Raw genomic sequence first — 16,890 nt, 5'->3', positions numbered from 1 at the left:
ATGGATCTCTCCCATTTGCAACACGCTTTATTCCAATCTAATTTTCAAGGTGTGAACCACCTTGATATAAATGGTAAAAGAAAAGGTCTTGACCAGTCTCTGAAATGGGTTTATAATATCTCTTGTCTCTTGAAGGGAAACTTGATTAAGCGTTCCTCAGTAGCTCAATGGCAGAGCAACCGGCTGTTAACCGGTAGGTTGTAGGTTCGAGTCCTACCTGAGGAGCCAATATGCTTCCTTAGCTCAGTCGGCAGAGCGCTTCCATGGTAAGGAAGAGGTCACCAGTTCGAGCCTGGTAGGAAGCTCCACAACTTGGCCCGTTGGTGAAGCGGTTTAACACACCAGCCTTTCACGCTGGCATGCAGGGGTTCGAATCCCCTACGGGTCACCAGTAATTTGGACGCTTAGCTCAGCTGGGAGAGCATCTGCCTTACAAGCAGAGGGTCGGCGGTTCGATCCCGTCAGCGTCCACCATAGTATGGAGGGATACCAAAGTGGCCAAATGGGGCGGACTGTAAATCCGCTGGCTTTGCCTTCGTAGGTTCGAATCCTACTCCCTCCACCACCTTCTTATGCTGGGGAATAGCCAAGTGGTAAGGCAACGGACTTTGACTCCGTGATGCGTAGGTTCGAACCCTACTTCCCCAGCCAATTGCGAGCCATTAGCTCAGTTGGTAGAGCACCTGACTTTTAATCAGGGTGTCGAAGGTTCGAGTCCTTCATGGCTCACCATTTCAATATGCGGAAGTGGCTCAGGGGTAGAGCATCGCCTTGCCAAGGCGAGGGTCGCGGGTTCGAATCCCGTCTTCCGCTCCAATTCATTGTTTGGCCCGTTGGTGAAGCGGTTTAACACACCAGCCTTTCACGCTGGCATGCAGGGGTTCGAATCCCCTACGGGTCACCAGATTTGGACGCTTAGCTCAGCTGGGAGAGCATCTGCCTTACAAGCAGAGGGTCGGCGGTTCGATCCCGTCAGCGTCCACCATAGTATGGAGGGATACCAAAGTGGCCAAATGGGGCGGACTGTAAATCCGCTGGCTTTGCCTTCGTAGGTTCGAATCCTACTCCCTCCACCACCTTCTTATGCTGGGGAATAGCCAAGTGGTAAGGCAACGGACTTTGACTCCGTGATGCGTAGGTTCGAACCCTACTTCCCCAGCCAGTTGCGAGCCATTAGCTCAGTTGGTAGAGCACCTGACTTTTAATCAGGGTGTCGAAGGTTCGAGTCCTTCATGGCTCACCATTTCAATATGCGGAAGTGGCTCAGGGGTAGAGCATCGCCTTGCCAAGGCGAGGGTCGCGGGTTCGAATCCCGTCTTCCGCTCCAAGATGCGGGTGTAGTTCAGTGGTAGAACATCGGCCTTCCAAGCCGAATGCGAGGGTTCGATTCCCTTCACCCGCTCCAGATGTTCCTCAGTAGCTCAATGGCAGAGCAACCGGCTGTTAACCGGTAGGTTGTAGGTTCGAGTCCTACCTGAGGAGCCAGCATGCTTCCTTAGCTCAGTCGGCAGAGCGCTTCCATGGTAAGGAAGAGGTCACCAGTTCGAGCCTGGTAGGAAGCTCCACAACTTGGCCCGTTGGTGAAGCGGTTTAACACACCAGCCTTTCACGCTGGCATGCAGGGGTTCGAATCCCCTACGGGTCACCAGGAATTTGGACGCTTAGCTCAGCTGGGAGAGCATCTGCCTTACAAGCAGAGGGTCGGCGGTTCGATCCCGTCAGCGTCCACCATGAACTTCATATTGCGGAGCTGTGGTGTAGAGGCCTAACATGCCTGCCTGTCACGCAGGAGATCGCGGGTTCGAATCCCGTCAGCTCCGCCACATGTTTGAGCCATTAGCTCAGTTGGTAGAGCACCTGACTTTTAATCAGGGTGTCGAAGGTTCGAGTCCTTCATGGCTCACCACTTCAATATGCGGAAGTGGCTCAGGGGTAGAGCATCGCCTTGCCAAGGCGAGGGTCGCGGGTTCGAATCCCGTCTTCCGCTCCAAACCTTATCTAGCAAGTAAAACCTCCAGGTTAACCTGGAGGTTTTTTATTTTTTTTGCGAGCGAAAATCTGATTCGTTCTTTTGGGATCGCTCCTATATCTGTACGGCAAGCAGGACATAATAAGATTATCAAGCGGATGGGAATCGTCATGGTCTATGATAAAGTGTCAATGAAACGGATCCTCCCTGACAGGATGAATTAATCCATCATCCGTTTACCGTTTGCTAATGGGAAAGTTATCCATGTTAGACTGATATGGATTGGAATTCATTAAAATTTTTGATTTGTAAATTAGCTTTTTAATAAAGCGGAAAGTGATACATGTGATGCTTGCATGTTTGAATATACTATAATATGAATAATTATTACAAAATTACTTATAATAGCTAAAATATTTTTGTTAGTAAACTATTCTCTGTGTTACAATGGTATCGCCTAGTCTGGTTAGAAAAGGGGATATAGCAATGGAAAAGAAACCGATCTCAATTATTGGTATGCCGATGGATTTGGGACAAGGGCGCCGCGGAGTCGATATGGGTCCGAGTGCAATCCGCTATGCTTCCGCGCAAGCCTTGCTTGAGCAACTGGGCTATGATGTGGAAGACATTGGGGACATTTCCGTTCCAAGTCCGGAGTCAAGACAAATCGGGAACCCTAAATTGAAATATTTGACTGAAATTAAGGATGTATGTGAAAAATTGGCGATGACCGTTTCCGACGTAGTGGAAAGAAAGCGTTTTCCCTTGGTGTTTGGCGGTGATCACAGCATGGCGATTGGAACCGTTGCCGGGGTGGCCAAACATTACAACAACATGGGTTTAATTTGGTTTGACGCGCATGGGGATTTGAATACAGGAGAAACTTCTCCCTCCGGAAATATCCATGGGATGTCCCTTGCGGTGTGCTTAGGCGTTGGTCATCCTGATCTGGTGCAAATTGGGGGCTATATGCCCAAAGTGCGCCCAGAAAATACGGTGATCATCGGTGCGCGCGAGTTGGATCCAGGCGAAAGAGATTTGATTGCCCAGCTCGGCATCAAGGTGTTTACGATGCATGAAATCGACCGCTTGGGCATGGCCCGGGTAATGGATGAAGCGATCAGTTTGATCTCCCATGATACGGATGGTGTCCATCTGAGCTTGGACTTGGATGGATTGGATCCAAAAGATGCCCCAGGTGTGGGAACGCCCGTGCAGGGCGGCATCACTTACCGTGAAAGCCATCTGGCCATGGAAATGTTGGCGGAAGCCGGAATCATCACTTCCGCTGAGTTTGTTGAAGTCAATCCGATTTTGGACCGTGAAAACCAGACCGCCAAAGTAGCGGTAGCGTTGATGGGCTCCGTCTTTGGTCAAAAGGTGCTGTAAGAGAAGTCCGTGAAAGGGTTTTTAATGCCGATCTTATATAGAAATTCAACGCAACCTCATCGCAGGTTGTGTTTTTTATTGCCAAATATGGGAAAATTAACATGCATTTTTATACGCAATTAAAAGTTTTTTTATTAAAACAAATTAGATAATATAGTAGATAGGGATAGCTCCTGTTGGTAACGGAAAAAGGGTATATCCACAACATGCGCTGAAGAAAAGGAGGAAAGGGGGGAACAAGAGGATGAACGAACCGTTGATGTCTGTTCACTTGGGGCTGGAAAGACGTTCCTTACTTTGTTCAGACATGAACGTGAAATGAAACACATTTGATCGGGAGGGAAGGTTATGCAGTCTGCCACAAATCAAACGGTTTCCCCTCTGAGGAGAGACGTGAAGATGCTGGGCCAGTTATTGGGTGAAGTGTTGGTGATGCAAGGGGGGAAAGAATGCTTTGAGCGGGTGGAGAGAATGAGAGAGTTGACGAAGCAACTTCGCTCCTCTTTTGATCCACAAACCCTGATGAAGTGCAAAGCGGAGGTGGAGCAATTATCTCCTGCGATGCGCCATGATATGATTCGAGCATTTGCGATCTATTTTCAGTTGGTGAATATTGCGGAACAAAATCATCGTGTCCGCAGGCACCGTCATTATCGTCGCTCGGAAAACGGACAGGTGCAACCATTTTCCATTGAGTATGCGGTGCGCCAATGCAAAGAAAACGGTCTGACAGCGGACGAGATTGATCAAATCTTGCCTTATCTGGCGTTGGAGTTGGTGATTACCGCGCATCCAACAGAAGCGATGAGACGGACCACATTGGATATCCACCACCGGATTGCCAATGAGATGATGAAGTTAGACCACCCTTATGTGACAGAGAGTGAACGGGAAGAGATAAGAGAAAATATATTAGGGGAAATCAGCTTATTGTGGCAGAGCGATGAGTTGAGAACGCGGAAACCGACTGTGATGGACGAAGTGCGCAATGGCCTCTATTATGTGGATGAAATTTTGTTTGATGTGCTACCGCAGGTGCATATGGAATTGGAACGCTGTTTGTCCGAGGTGTACCCGGAAAGGGATTGGGATGTGCCCACCTTTTTGCGTTTTGGATCATGGATCGGTGGGGACAGGGACGGAAATCCATCAGTCACGCCAGAAGTGACATGGCGCACGCTGGAATTGCAGCGGGCACTCGTGATTCGCAAATATGAAGAAGCGTTGAAAAAGCTAATCAAAAAATTGAGTTTTTCCACGAGAAAAATCACCATCACGGACGAATTGGCCCAATCGCTTGCCGATGATGAGGAAAACGTGTTGTTGGAAGATGTGGGGCAGGGAGAATGGCGTAACGAGCATGAGCCTTATCGCCGCAAATGCACCTATATGTTGGCGCGTTTGAAGCACACGCGCCTGGGTAAACCAGAATGGGGCGCTTATGCGAACAAAGAGGCTTTTCTTCAAGATTTGCGTCATATTCAGACAAGCTTGTGCACGCATCAAGCCAACGTATTGGCTGATCATGAGTTAGCGCGGCTCATTCGCCAAGTGGAGTTGTTTGGATTCCACCTGTTGACGCTGGATATCCGCCAGCACAGTGCGGAGCATGAAAAGGCGTTGACGGAAATTTTCGCTTCTTTGGGCATATGTGAAGCTTATGATCAACTTGATGAACAAGACAAATTAGACTTGTTGACGCCATTATTGACGGATCCCCGCCCATTGACTTCAAGCTTTATCCAGTACTCACCCGAAACGGAGAATTGCTTGGAATTATTCCGCACCATTGCGAAAGCGAAAGAGGAATTCGGCGAAGAGGCGATCTGCAACTATCTGATCAGCATGACCCAGGGCACGAGTGACCTGTTGGAAGTGACGTTGTTCGCCAAAGAGGTCGGACTTCATCGCATTGCAAAGGGGCAGGCTGTGTCGCGTTTGCATGTGGTGCCGCTATTGGAGACGATCGATGACCTGCATCAGGCGGAAGAGATCATGAAAGCTTATTTTGAGAACCCTGCCTTTGTTCCCTTTATCCGCAACCAGCAGCACATCCAGGAAATCATGCTGGGTTATTCCGACAGCAATAAGGACGGCGGCGTGATCTCGGCAAACTGGGAGCTGTATCGGGCGCAAATGAATTTGACGAAATTGGCGCAGCAATATGGCCTTTCTGCCCGTTTTTTCCACGGGCGCGGCGGGGCGCTTGGCCGCGGGGGCGGGCCGTTGCACCGCAGCATTATGGCCAATCCGGTTCAAGCCATGCTGGGTGGGGTCAAAATCACGGAGCAGGGCGAGGTCCTGTCTTCCCGTTATTCCATGCAACCAATCGCGTTGCGCAGTCTGGAACAAGCGACTTCCGCGTTATTGTTGTCGACGGCCAAAGCGTTGGTCGGCGGTCAGGAAAACTTAAAGCCGGAGTGGCTAGAAGCGATCGAAACCATGTCGCAACATGCTTTGCGGAAGTATCAGCAATTGGTATTTGAAGATCCGGTCTTTATCTCCTTCTTTAACGAAGTGACTCCATTGCCGGAGATTGGGGAACTCAAAATCGGTTCACGTCCGGCACGCCGCAAAAACAGCCAACGTTTTGAGGATTTGCGCGCGATTCCATGGGTTTTTGCCTGGACGCAAACACGCTATCTCTTCCCGGCATGGTATGCGGCGGGAACAGGAATAGCGAAATTCTTGGCGCAGCGCGAAGCCAATTTGGAATTGCTCAAAGAAATGTATCAAGACTGGCCGTTCTTCAGCGCCTTGATTGATAACCTGCAGATGGCCTTGGCCAAAGCGGACCTGGTCATCGCTCATGAATATACCAAGCTGGCGCAAGATCAAGGTGAAGCGGAGCGCATTTTCCAAATGATCGCTGAGGAATATCAGCATACCAAAACCATGGTGCTCCGCATAACCGACCAAGATGAATGCATGGATCATGTTCCCGTGATCCAAGACTCCATCCGTTTGCGCAATCCCTATGTAGACCCGCTCAGCTTTATTCAAGTTCACTTGTTGAAGCAACGCCGCCAAGGGGAGAATGAGCAAATGGAAGATCTTCTGGAAGAAGTGTTGCTGACCATCAATGGCATTGCCGCCGGTCTGAGAAATACGGGCTAATGAACGGAGTGGAGGCTCCATCTTCACTCTCGGGATCTTAGTCAATCCAGAGGAGGGAGATTTTTGAAATGCTTCGTTGCCGGTAGCTGTTCATCAAGCGACGTTCGGCGACGGAGTTGTTTACCGATGAGGCCATGGAGTTGAGAAGCAAAAATCGACTCCTGGGCCATTTCAACAACAAGCTCAAGAGTGGGGATGCCAGCTCCACTCTTTTTTTGTGGTTTTTTCCAGATGATGGAGAAGGATTATTGCGTCATTTCCCATCATTCTTATAGACATTTCTTTTTTTGATAAGTTGCCTCATAATGGAGGAGGGTAAAAACCGTACTTGATGTAGCATAATACACAAGAGATGGACGTTGATGGAGGGACCGAATGCAATTAGATGGAGTGACGAGTTATCTCAATGATGTTGTTGATATATTGATTGTTAGCTATATCATTTATCATCTTCTGACTTTACTCAAGGGGACCAGAGCGGTTCAACTCTTAAAGGGAATTAGTGTCCTCTTGTTGATTTGGTTGATAAGCAATCTTTTCCATTTGGCCACATTGCAGTGGCTGATTGAGAACTTATTTTCCGTCGGGGTCATTACGGTGATTATCATCTTCCAGCCTGAATTGCGTCGTGCGTTGGAACAGTTGGGCCGGGGAGGAATCTTTGGCCGCACGGGCCAGGTCGAAGACAAGATGGCAGCGATGGTGGTAGGAGAGGTGTCACGGGCCGTCTCCTTTTTCTCGAAACGAAAAATCGGTGCGCTGATCGCCATTGAGCGACAGACGGGCCTGAGTGATTATATTGAGACGGGAACGGTTTTAGAGGCCAAACTGAGTTCCGAGCTGCTTAAAAATATTTTTTTTCCCAATACTCCCTTGCATGATGGAGCCGTGATCATTCGGAATGACCGCATCATGGCCGCCGGTTGTTATTTGCCATTGTCTGAAAATCCTTTCATCAGCAAAGATCTCGGCACTCGCCATCGCGCAGGCATTGGGTTGAGTGAGATTTCTGATGCTGTCATGGTGATGGTTTCTGAAGAGACTGGACAGATTTCCCTGGCCTTATCGGGACAATTGGAAAGGAATATCAGCGAAGAACAATTGGCGTCCCGTTTGTATGAGGAATTGAAGTCACCGGAGAAAAGTCCCGTATTTTGGTTGCGTAAGGACAAGGAGGATAAGCGGCATGAATAAATGGTTGCAGAACGATTTATGGTTGCGCGTGGTCTCTGTGGCATTGGCGATCATGCTGTGGGGTTCTGTCACTGATGCGACCCTTACCGCTCCCACCGATGGAGACCGCACGCAGATTCGGGACATTTCGGTTGCCGTTAAGTATGACAAAAACCGGTTTGAATTAGTCGAACAGCCGCAAAAAGTGGTGTTGACGCTGTATGGCGACAATACCGTACTGGAGCGTCTCCCCAGCACTTACCGAGTGTTTGTGGATGCGCGCAAAGTGGGAGCGGGGGTACATAGCCTGCCAGTGCAGGCCGAAGGATTGCCCAATGGGATCACCAAACAGATTGAACCCAAGGAAGTAGAGGTTCATCTGGAAGAAAAAGTGCAAAAAGAGATGATGGTGCAAGCGGAGTTTGTTGGTGATGTGCCTGAAGGATTCAGGGTGAGCCTACCGATCATCAATCCGTCCAAGGTGTTGGTGCGCGGTTCTGAATCGACGCTGGATAAGGTCACTTCGGTTAAGGTGATGATCAACCTGAACAAGCAAGAGCAGTCGTTCAATAAACCGTTACGCGTCCAAGCGTATGGGGAAACGGGCGTGCTCCGGCATGTCGAGGTGAATCCGGAGACCGTCCAAGTGCAAGTGCCCATCAATATTCCCAATAAAGAAGTGCCGCTCAGGGTAGAGGTGGGTAAAGGGCCGCCAACTGGATACGCGGTGGAAAAAATCACCACAAATGTCGACAAAGTGGCCGTATATGGCCCTGAAGACTATCTAGAGGAGTTGCAGGTGTATAATGGCCCCAAGCTGGATTTGAGCAAAGTGAAACGGGATCAGACCATTCTGATGCCCATACCCGTTCAGGATGGAGCCATAAAAGTGGAACCCCAACAAGTAGAAATCTATGTTAAAATGGTTCGTGCTGAGACTAAAATGCTTAGAGAGATCCCCATTGAGATAACAGGTCTCAGGGAAGGAGCCGAGGCGGAAATCATTTCACCATCTGGCGGTAAACTGAATATCACTCTTTCTGGTGCACCTGAACAACTGGCAAAATTGAATAATACAGACATAAAAGCGCTAGTCGATGTATCCAATTTACCTGTAGGGACTCATGAAGTGCCGATCCAATTTATATTGCCTTCATATGTGCAGGTGGTTGGGCAACCAGAACCAAAAGCAAAATGTAGAATCCGCTGAACAAGGGATTGGTTCGTTAACGAGGAGGAGAAAACATGGGTAAATACTTTGGAACCGATGGAGTGAGAGGAGTAGCCAATAAACAATTGACACCGGAATTGGCTTTCCGCTTAGGACGTTGTGGTGCCTATGTGTTAACCAAAGGAAAACAGCGTCCTAAAATCGTTATCGGTCGTGATACACGTTTATCTGGTGAAATGTTGGAAGCTTCCCTGATGGCCGGCATGCTTTCGATGGGTTGCGATGTGGTGCGTTTAGGTGTGGTGAGTACCCCGGGTGTGGCGTTTCTCACCCGTTATTTACATGCAGATGCCGGTGTGATGATTTCTGCTTCCCACAACCCGTTTGAAGATAATGGCATCAAGTTTTTTGGTGCGGACGGCTTTAAACTGTTGGATGAAGTAGAAGCGGAAATCGAGGAACTGCTTGATATGGAAGAAGATGCATTGCCACGTCCTTCGGGTGACCAAATCGGCCGCGTCACCGATGACCATGATGTGGTGAAAGCGTATTTGGATCATTTGAAGTCAACCATCGACATCGATTTGTGCGGAATGCACATTGTGGTCGACTGCGCCAATGGGGCGGCATATGAATTGGCGCCGCATCTGCTCCGGGATTTGGGTGCCGATGTGACGGCGATGAACGTTCATCCCGATGGGATCAATATCAATGTGGAGTGCGGCTCGACCCATCCGGAGCGTTTGCGACAAGAGGTGTTGAAAAAGCAAGCGCATCTGGGTTTGGCGTTTGACGGGGATGCGGATCGCTTAATCGCTGTTGATGAAAAAGGAAACCTGGTTGACGGAGATATGATCATGTCCATTTGTGCCGGTTACCTGAAAGAAAAAGGTGAGTTGAACGGGAATACCGTTGTAACCACTGTCATGAGTAACATTGGTTTCTTCAAGGCCATGGATGAAATGGGCATTAAAACCGAACGCACCAAAGTGGGTGACCGCTATGTGATGGAGAAAATGCGCGCGGGCGGATATAATTTGGGTGGAGAGCAATCTGGCCATATCATTTTCTTGGATCACAACACCACCGGGGACGGCATGTTGACCGCTGTCCAATTGTTGCGTGTGGTGAAAGATAAGGCACAGGCCTTGAGCGATCTGGCTGGGATCATGAAACAGTATCCACAAGTGTTGGTCAATGTGCGCGTTGCGTCCAAAGAAGGTTGGGAGCAAAACGAAGCGATTCAAGCCAGCATCAAAGAAGTGGAAAGCCTGCTTGGAAACGAGGGCCGTGTGCTGGTTCGCCCATCCGGGACAGAACCGCTCATCCGTGTGATGGCGGAAGGACCGGATGAACAAACGGTGAAAAATTATGTGGAGAAAATCGCTGATGTAGTTAGAAATCAGCTGGGTTAACGAGAATAAAGCGTTTTCGAGCGACATTTTCGGCAAGATGTCGCTCTTTACTTTTGATTTCTTTTCGAATAACATAAATACATCCCTTTGTTTTGTGATCGAATGTCAAGGGCAGCAAAACAAGGGAATTTGATTTTGTCGTAAAAGCGCCAGGACTGTAGCACGGACGGCAACGCTACAGTTGACGAGGTGGAGGAATATCGAAATTTCGGCGGATACCTCCCGGCTTCGCATCAAAGCCGAGGAATCGCGGGACAAAACAATGGGGCGACTCATTGAACAAAACCTGCGATATGATGCGCGAACGGACTTTGGGAACAATAAACAAAAAGAGAAATATCATGAAACCAATTTTTTAGGGGGTACAACTAAATATGTGCGGAATCGTGGGTTACATCGGAGAGAAGCAAGCTCAGTCCATCTTGTTGGAGGGACTCAGCAAGCTGGAGTACCGTGGGTATGACTCTGCCGGATTGGCTGTTTACAACGGTGAAACAATCAAGGTAAACAAAGCCAAAGGTCGTTTGGCCAATCTGGAAGAACGCTTGTCTGTGCAATCCTTACCAGGGGTACTTGGGATTGGACATACGCGTTGGGCCACTCACGGAAAGCCATCAGATGAGAACTCTCATCCCCATGTGGACATGGCGGGACGGTTTGCTGTGGTACACAACGGGATTATCGAGAACTACATCGAGCTGAAAGAAGAGCTGATGGCGAAAGGACACGTTTTCACTTCTGAAACGGACACGGAGATCGTGGCGAAGTTATTGGCGGAACTCTGGGACGGCAGTCTTGTTTCCACTGTGCAAAAAGTCGTCGCCCGTTTGGAAGGCGCGTTCGCACTCGGGATCATCAGCGAGTATGAGCCGGATAAGTTGATCGCTGTGCGTTATGCGAGCCCGCTTGTCGTGGGAGTGGGTAAAGGGGAGAACTTTATCGCTTCCGACATTCCAGCGATTTTAAAGCACACGCGCGATGTGCATATCCTGGAAGATGGGGAAATGGCCATCCTGAAACCGGAAGGCGTCACGTTGATGCGCGTCGATGGCACACCGGTTGCGCGCGACACCATGAAAGTCCAATGGGACATCGAGACAGCGGAAAAAGGCGGCTTTGACCACTTCATGATGAAAGAGATCCACGAACAGCCTAAAGCGATTCGTGACACCCTGAGCGGACGGGTGAAAGAAGGGGTGGTTGACCTTTCTCAAGAAGTCGGCTTGACGCCGGAGCAGATCAAAGGCATTGAGAAAATTCACTTTGTCGCATGCGGCACCGCTTATCATGCGGGATTGATCGGCAAATATGTCATGGAAGATCTGGCTCGCATCCCTGTTGAATGCGATGTGGCTTCCGAGTATCGCTACCGGAATCCGATCATCACTGACAAAACCCTGGTGGTGGTGGTAAGCCAATCGGGTGAAACGGCCGATACGCTGGCGGCGTTGCGTGAAGCGAAAAGCCAAGGCGCGCGTGTGATCGCGATTACGAACGTGGTGGGTTCCAGCGTGGCCCGTGAAGCGGATGACGTGATCATCACATGGGCTGGACCGGAGATTGCGGTGGCCTCGACGAAAGCGTACACCTCACAGTTGATCGCCATTTATCTCTTAAGTCTCTATTTCGCTCAGGTTCGCGGGCCAAAAGCGGTGAGCGAATTGAGTGAGATTGTCAGCCATCTGCTGGAGTTGCCCGCCAAAGCCGAAGCGGTGCTTAAGCAAGAAGCGCAAATCGCCCAGTTTGCGCGTGGCATCGCGACGAGTGAGCACCTCTTCTTCTTGGGTCGCGGCATGGACTATGCTGTGGCGCTCGAAGGTTCGCTGAAGCTGAAGGAGATCTCTTATATCCACTCTGAAGCGTATGCGGCGGGTGAGCTGAAACACGGCACTTTGGCATTGATCGAAGAGAACATCCCGGTGGTGGCCTTGGCGACCCAACATGCGGTGTATGAAAAAATGGTCAGCAACATTCAAGAGGTGAAAGCGCGCGGCGCCAAAGTATTGGGCATCGCGGTGGAAGGCAACCATGAGTTGCAAAAAACGGTGGACGAAGTGATCCACATTCCCAAAACGATCGATCTCTTGGCACCGGTACTGACTGTGATCCCACTCCAGCTCTTTGCATACTATGCTTGTGTGGAGCGTGGCTATGATGTGGATAAACCACGCAACTTGGCGAAGAGCGTGACGGTGGAATAAGAGACATACGGGTTTTTATAGACACTCCGTTGTTTGCCCTCGGGCAAGCAACGGAGTGTTTTTATTTTGGCGTTGGGACATCATGTCAATCCTTTCGTTGTCATGGGCTTAAGGAAACAGGAAATAAGAGATTGCCTTGACGATAAAACTGCCGCCATAAATGATTAAAATAAAGCTGGCCACCCGCATGAACGTGGATACCAGTTTAGGCTTTACATAGTGGCGACAATGGCTGATGGCAAAGGATAACAGGGAGTTCCACAGGCCCGCACCTATGAGCAACCACATGAATGCCGACCAGATCCACTGTGGAGTATGTTGGCTGATGGTGCTGTAAATGGCCAACCATGATAAAAAATCGCTGGGATTGATCAAACCAAGGCAAAAACCGCGCATCATTGCTTGAGCCGATGGGGAGAAGACGACAGAAAGCAAGGAGATGCTGCTCTTTTCGGATTTCAGTCCAATACGGATGAGAAAATAGCCGCCAATCAAGGAAAAGAAGGCGCGAATCCATTCGCTTTTCAGCCAATCAGACAAACCGTAAAAAAGAATCATCATGATAAACAGATTGGAGATGACATCCCCTATACCCACCAACCATGACAAATAAAAACCTCGATTAATCCCAAGTTTGATCATCTCTATATTCGCTGGCCCCACAGGGGTGGATAAAGCCAAGCCAAGGAGCAGAAAATGATACCAACTTTCCATCGCACTTCTCCTATCCTAAGACAAGTTCTTTTCACATCATATGCTTCATCGCATTCGGACTTGCCAAAATGACAACATTGCCAACGTGAATTAATAAACCAGATGGGTTCTTATGTCCGGGGTACGACATCCGACGTCGCGCTTCTCTTTCGTTATAATGATAGGTGCAGGGATATCAGCACAAAGGAGCGATCAAAATGGGTGAGGCAAGAGAGATGCTGTCGCTGACGCAAGAATGGGTTAGAGAAGCGGGAACCAAGATTCGCGCATTCCTTGCGGTGGGAACGGTGAGGTTTGAGACCAAAAGCCGTAAAAATGATTTGGTGACGGAGATGGATCGTGAGACGGAACGGTTCTTGGTTGAGAAAATCATGACGCATTTTCCGGAACATCGGATTATGGGTGAGGAGGGCATCACTGAACGGCCCGAGCGGTTTGATGGGTATGTGTGGTTTATTGATCCGATTGATGGAACAAGCAATTTTGTGACGCAAGGTTGTGACTTTGTCATTTCGATCGCCCTGTATCATGGACGCGAAGGGATTCTGGCGATCGTGTATGATGTGATGCGGGATGAGATGATTTATACTGTAAGGGGAGAGGGAGTTTACCTCAACGGGCACCAATGTCCCTCCCTGGCAGCGGATGACCGGGCTCTGATTGATTCATTGGTGGCGGTTGAGTTCATTTTCCGAAGTGAAACATCTGACGAATATATGAGCAAAATCATGGAGCTGGGCCCACATATTCGCGGGTTCCGCGTGTTTGGTGCCACCGCTCTCGCCATGGCCAAAGTGGCGGTGGGGCGTGTACAAGCTTTTGTCACAGCAGGTACCAATCCGTGGGACTTTGCCGCGGGCAAAATGCTGATTGAAGCGGCGGGTGGCCGTGTCAGTGACTTGCGCGGGGAGTGCTTGGTGTTAGAGGAACGTTGTCCCGTATTGGCTTCTGTGCCCAGCATTTATGGTGAACTGCGCGATTGGATTGCAAAGTAGCCAGGTTTGGGCGAGCACTTTCCTGCCGGCTTTCCCTTTGGGTGGCTGGCAGTTTTTTATATCTTTGCGAGCGAGAAAACCCCTGGCTTCAGCTATGGGGATGAGAGCGAGCGTCGCGGGATTACCCAAGAATCCCCTGCCTTTAGGCATGGGAGTGGTCAACAGATTGATTTAGTATTATTTTACACAAAGGTTCGCATTGAAAAACAACAATAATTCATTTATACTCGTGACATATGAAATGAAATAGATTAACCCTCATCGATGTCTTCGGTGAGGTAGAGGTCGCGGTTTTTATGAGTAGTTGATTGGAGACACAGAGAAGTCGATGAAGATCAATGAAAGGGAAAATCGCCGAAGCTTTGCTGCCATCTCTGAACAGCAAGGCTGGGGCTGTACTCGAAAAGGGACAGCACTGTCACATTTGCTGGCCGAGCAGATGTGGTGCGCTATCTTGCGGGGATATGGTGTGGGTTTTGCGCAGCCGCCCGATGCATTTGTTAAGGCGGTATTTTTATTACCCGGACCACCTCGCCATACTAATACAGTAGAGAGGTGTTTTTTTATGAGCAGAGAAAATTCGGTCAGCGATTTGAGGCGTGACTTAAAAGCTAGACATCTCATGATGATTGCCATTGGCGGCTCCATTGGGACGGGTGTCTTTTTGGCCAGCGGTTCCGCGATTCAACAAGCGGGCCCCGGCGGAGCATTGATTGCTTATCTGGCCATCGGGTTGATGGTTTATTTCCTGATGTCCAGTCTGGGTGAATTGGCCACTTACATGCCGGTTTCGGGGTCGTTCAGCACGTACGCCAGCCGATTTGTCGATCCGGCTTTTGGTTTTGCGTTGGGATGGAACTACTGGTACAACTGGGCCATTACCATTGCCGTGGAACTGTCGGCCGGCGCCATCATCATGAAATATTGGTTCCCTGACTCTCCAGCCATTTTGTGGAGCGCTTTGTTCTTGGTGTTGATGTTTGCCTTGAACGCGTTATCGGTGAAAGGGTATGGTGAATCGGAATACTGGTTCTCATTCATTAAAGTAGCGACGGTCATTATTTTTATTGTCGTGGGAATATTGATGATCGTGGGCATTTTGGGCGGGCAAGCGATTGGCGCCAAAAATCTGACCATCGGGGAGGCTCCTTTCCCAGGCGGCCTGATGGGAATCATCAGCGTGTTTATGATTGCCGGCTTCTCATTCCAGGGTACGGAATTGGTGGGAGTGGCCGCGGGTGAGAGTGAAAATCCACGCGAAAATGTGCCGAGAGCGATTCGACAAGTATTCTGGCGGATTTTGCTGTTTTATGGTTTGGCGATTCTCGTCATCGGAATGATCTTGCCGTATACGCATCCCAATCTGGCCGGCGGTGATGTGGATCAGATCGCCAAAAGTCCGTTTACCTTGATTTTTGAGCGTGCGGGTCTCGCCTTTGCCGCCTCGGTGATGAATGCCGTGATTTTAACGTCGGTCCTCTCGGCGGGTAACTCGGGGATGTACGCTTCGACGCGGATGTTGTGGACACTTGCCAAAGAAGGAAAGGCGCCGAAGATTTTCGCCAAAGTGACGAAAAACGGTGTGCCGATTTATTCGCTCTTGGCGACGGCCGCGATCGGGATGCTGGCCTTCCTCGCTTCCTTGGTGGGGGAAGGAAAGATCTACATCTGGTTGCTGAATGCTTCCGGCATGACTGGATTTATCGCTTGGTTGGGGATTGCGATCAGCCATTACCGTTTCCGCCGCGCATATGTCATGCAAGGGCGGAACTTGGCTGACTTGCCTTACCGGGCAAAATGGTTCCCCTTTGGTCCGTTGTTTGCTTTTACCCTGTGCTTGATCGTGATTGTGGGGCAAAATTACCAAGCGATCCTAGGTGAATCGATCGATTGGTACGGGTTGTTGGTTTCCTATATTGGCATTCCCGTATTCTTGGCCTTCTATCTGGGGTACAAGTGGGTGAAGAAAACGAAGCTCATCCCTTTGGGAGAGTGTGAGCTGGATAAGTGATGAAAGAGGCTGCTGTGCAGCCTCTTTTTTGCTGAAGTGCCGGGAAAAGTGTTTGGGTTTGCTTGATATTTGAATTGAGTGTGCTTGATTACCTGTCTCCCGTCATGATATCGGTTGCTTCACCTTTGGGTGTACCCATGTTATCCCGTCTTCTCTTATAGAGAAGGGACAAGCCAAGGGCCAAGAGAAGCGCCCCGAAGATGAGCTGGATCAGCCAGGGGTCCAATTGCAGGAGCTGATAACTGACCAAGGTCTCGAGGACCGTGGAGGGGATTTTCCCAAGCGCGGTCGCCCAGAAGAAGGATGACGGGGACACGGTGGTCATTGCCCCTGCCATATTGACGGCACCCGATGGGATGAAAGGCAAGATCCGGGCCAGTGTGAGTGTCCACGTTTGTTCGCCGGGGGAGAGGCGGCCCATGGACTGAATCCACTTCCAGTGCTCATGGCGCTGGAAGTGAAATCTTTTTATGCCGCGGCGAACCAACGCAAAAGCGAGCAGAGAGCCGATCAGCTCGGTGAACCAGGATAACAAGCCGCCAATCCAAGGGCCGAAATAGAGCACATTGGCAGTCGTGATGAACAGCGTGGGTAGGACACCGACCAGTTGACAGGAGATGCCGATGATCAGACTGACCGGAAGCGCCCACCAGCCCAGCTCCTGGAAGAAGAGAGAAAGGGTTTGTTCCACGTTGCGTTTCCTCCTGTTGCGATAATAAAAATAAAAACTTCATG

The 16,890-nt window shown here is 49.8% G+C and carries 10 protein-coding genes, 22 tRNA genes and 1 riboswitch; of the genes, 30 read left to right on the top strand and 2 right to left on the bottom strand.

Annotation, left to right across the window (positions count from 1 at the left end; all coding sequences use genetic code 11):
* Positions 1-153: 153 nt before the first annotated feature.
* From ACFQNG_RS11055 to glmS, 28 genes are all read left to right on the top strand, one after another.
* Positions 154-228: transfer RNA gene (locus tag ACFQNG_RS11055), tRNA-Asn, on the top strand.
* A 4-nt stretch (positions 229-232) separates the two neighbouring features.
* A tRNA-Thr gene (locus ACFQNG_RS11050) sits at positions 233-308 on the top strand.
* A gap of 6 nt (positions 309-314) precedes the next feature.
* Positions 315-391: transfer RNA gene (locus ACFQNG_RS11045), tRNA-Glu, on the top strand.
* A gap of 7 nt (positions 392-398) precedes the next feature.
* Positions 399-474: transfer RNA gene (locus ACFQNG_RS11040), tRNA-Val, on the top strand.
* Between the two features lie 6 nt (positions 475-480).
* Positions 481-565, top strand: a tRNA-Tyr gene (locus tag ACFQNG_RS11035).
* 11 nt (positions 566-576) lie between these two features.
* Positions 577-651 (top strand) — tRNA-Gln (locus tag ACFQNG_RS11030).
* A 5-nt stretch (positions 652-656) separates the two neighbouring features.
* Positions 657-732 (top strand) — tRNA-Lys (locus ACFQNG_RS11025).
* A 9-nt stretch (positions 733-741) separates the two neighbouring features.
* Positions 742-816: transfer RNA gene (locus ACFQNG_RS11020), tRNA-Gly, on the top strand.
* An 11-nt stretch (positions 817-827) separates the two neighbouring features.
* A tRNA-Glu gene (locus tag ACFQNG_RS11015) sits at positions 828-904 on the top strand.
* 5 nt (positions 905-909) lie between these two features.
* Positions 910-985 (top strand) — tRNA-Val (locus ACFQNG_RS11010).
* A 6-nt stretch (positions 986-991) separates the two neighbouring features.
* Positions 992-1,076 (top strand) — tRNA-Tyr (locus ACFQNG_RS11005).
* 11 nt (positions 1,077-1,087) lie between these two features.
* Positions 1,088-1,162: transfer RNA gene (locus tag ACFQNG_RS11000), tRNA-Gln, on the top strand.
* Between the two features lie 5 nt (positions 1,163-1,167).
* Positions 1,168-1,243: transfer RNA gene (locus ACFQNG_RS10995), tRNA-Lys, on the top strand.
* A 9-nt stretch (positions 1,244-1,252) separates the two neighbouring features.
* Positions 1,253-1,327: transfer RNA gene (locus ACFQNG_RS10990), tRNA-Gly, on the top strand.
* Positions 1,328-1,331: 4 nt separating this feature from the next.
* A tRNA-Gly gene (locus ACFQNG_RS10985) sits at positions 1,332-1,405 on the top strand.
* Between the two features lie 5 nt (positions 1,406-1,410).
* Positions 1,411-1,485, top strand: a tRNA-Asn gene (locus tag ACFQNG_RS10980).
* Between the two features lie 4 nt (positions 1,486-1,489).
* Positions 1,490-1,565, top strand: a tRNA-Thr gene (locus ACFQNG_RS10975).
* A gap of 6 nt (positions 1,566-1,571) precedes the next feature.
* Positions 1,572-1,648, top strand: a tRNA-Glu gene (locus ACFQNG_RS10970).
* 7 nt (positions 1,649-1,655) lie between these two features.
* Positions 1,656-1,731, top strand: a tRNA-Val gene (locus ACFQNG_RS10965).
* Positions 1,732-1,746: 15 nt separating this feature from the next.
* A tRNA-Asp gene (locus ACFQNG_RS10960) sits at positions 1,747-1,823 on the top strand.
* 7 nt (positions 1,824-1,830) lie between these two features.
* A tRNA-Lys gene (locus ACFQNG_RS10955) sits at positions 1,831-1,906 on the top strand.
* Positions 1,907-1,915: 9 nt separating this feature from the next.
* Positions 1,916-1,990 (top strand) — tRNA-Gly (locus ACFQNG_RS10950).
* Positions 1,991-2,455: 465 nt separating this feature from the next.
* Entirely contained in the window at positions 2,456-3,358 is a 903-nt protein-coding gene (rocF, locus tag ACFQNG_RS10945) for an arginase (RefSeq protein ID WP_379864978.1), read from the top strand.
* Between the two features lie 348 nt (positions 3,359-3,706).
* On the top strand, positions 3,707-6,475 hold the full coding sequence (gene ppc / locus ACFQNG_RS10940; RefSeq protein ID WP_379864976.1) for a phosphoenolpyruvate carboxylase: 2,769 nt from the start codon (positions 3,707-3,709) through the stop codon (positions 6,473-6,475).
* Positions 6,476-6,850: 375 nt separating this feature from the next.
* On the top strand, positions 6,851-7,669 hold the full coding sequence (gene cdaA, locus ACFQNG_RS10935; RefSeq protein WP_379864974.1) for a diadenylate cyclase CdaA: 819 nt from the start codon (positions 6,851-6,853) through the stop codon (positions 7,667-7,669).
* The gene (locus ACFQNG_RS10930) at positions 7,662-8,858 is read left to right on the top strand and encodes a CdaR family protein (RefSeq protein ID WP_379864972.1); all 1,197 of its coding nucleotides are present in this window, start codon (positions 7,662-7,664) and stop codon (positions 8,856-8,858) included. Before cdaA ends, ACFQNG_RS10930 begins: the two co-directional genes overlap by 8 nt.
* 35 nt (positions 8,859-8,893) lie before the next feature.
* On the top strand, positions 8,894-10,234 hold the full coding sequence (gene glmM, locus ACFQNG_RS10925) for a phosphoglucosamine mutase (protein WP_379864970.1): 1,341 nt from the start codon (positions 8,894-8,896) through the stop codon (positions 10,232-10,234).
* Positions 10,235-10,608: 374 nt separating this feature from the next.
* Positions 10,609-12,435 (top strand): glutamine--fructose-6-phosphate transaminase (isomerizing), encoded by a 1,827-nt coding sequence (gene glmS, locus ACFQNG_RS10920; protein WP_379864969.1) that lies wholly within the window; start codon positions 10,609-10,611, stop codon positions 12,433-12,435.
* A gap of 108 nt (positions 12,436-12,543) precedes the next feature.
* Here glmS and ACFQNG_RS10915 read toward each other — a convergent pair whose 3' ends face one another.
* Positions 12,544-13,149, bottom strand: coding sequence for a LysE family translocator (locus ACFQNG_RS10915; RefSeq protein ID WP_379864967.1), 606 nt, complete (start codon positions 13,147-13,149; stop codon positions 12,544-12,546).
* A 197-nt stretch (positions 13,150-13,346) separates the two neighbouring features.
* On the opposite strand from ACFQNG_RS10915, the gene ACFQNG_RS10910 reads away from it, so the two are divergent.
* A complete protein-coding gene (locus ACFQNG_RS10910; RefSeq protein WP_379864966.1) occupies positions 13,347-14,144 on the top strand; it encodes an inositol monophosphatase family protein in 798 nt (265 codons plus the stop codon).
* 271 nt (positions 14,145-14,415) lie between these two features.
* A riboswitch (Lysine riboswitch) is annotated at positions 14,416-14,604 on the top strand.
* 105 nt (positions 14,605-14,709) lie between these two features.
* The gene (locus ACFQNG_RS10905) at positions 14,710-16,155 is read left to right on the top strand and encodes an amino acid permease (protein ID WP_379864964.1); all 1,446 of its coding nucleotides are present in this window, start codon (positions 14,710-14,712) and stop codon (positions 16,153-16,155) included.
* 88 nt (positions 16,156-16,243) lie between these two features.
* Here ACFQNG_RS10905 and ACFQNG_RS10900 read toward each other — a convergent pair whose 3' ends face one another.
* A complete protein-coding gene (locus ACFQNG_RS10900; protein ID WP_379864962.1) occupies positions 16,244-16,846 on the bottom strand; it encodes a TVP38/TMEM64 family protein in 603 nt (200 codons plus the stop codon).
* Between the last annotated feature and the right edge of the window lie 44 nt (positions 16,847-16,890).

Origin of the sequence: Laceyella putida (genome assembly GCF_042665195.1) — a bacterium.
Classification (GTDB): domain Bacteria; phylum Bacillota; class Bacilli; order Thermoactinomycetales; family Thermoactinomycetaceae; genus Laceyella; species Laceyella putida.
The sequence above is the reverse complement of the archived record's forward strand: the minus strand, read 5'-3'. Positions and strand labels throughout refer to the sequence as shown.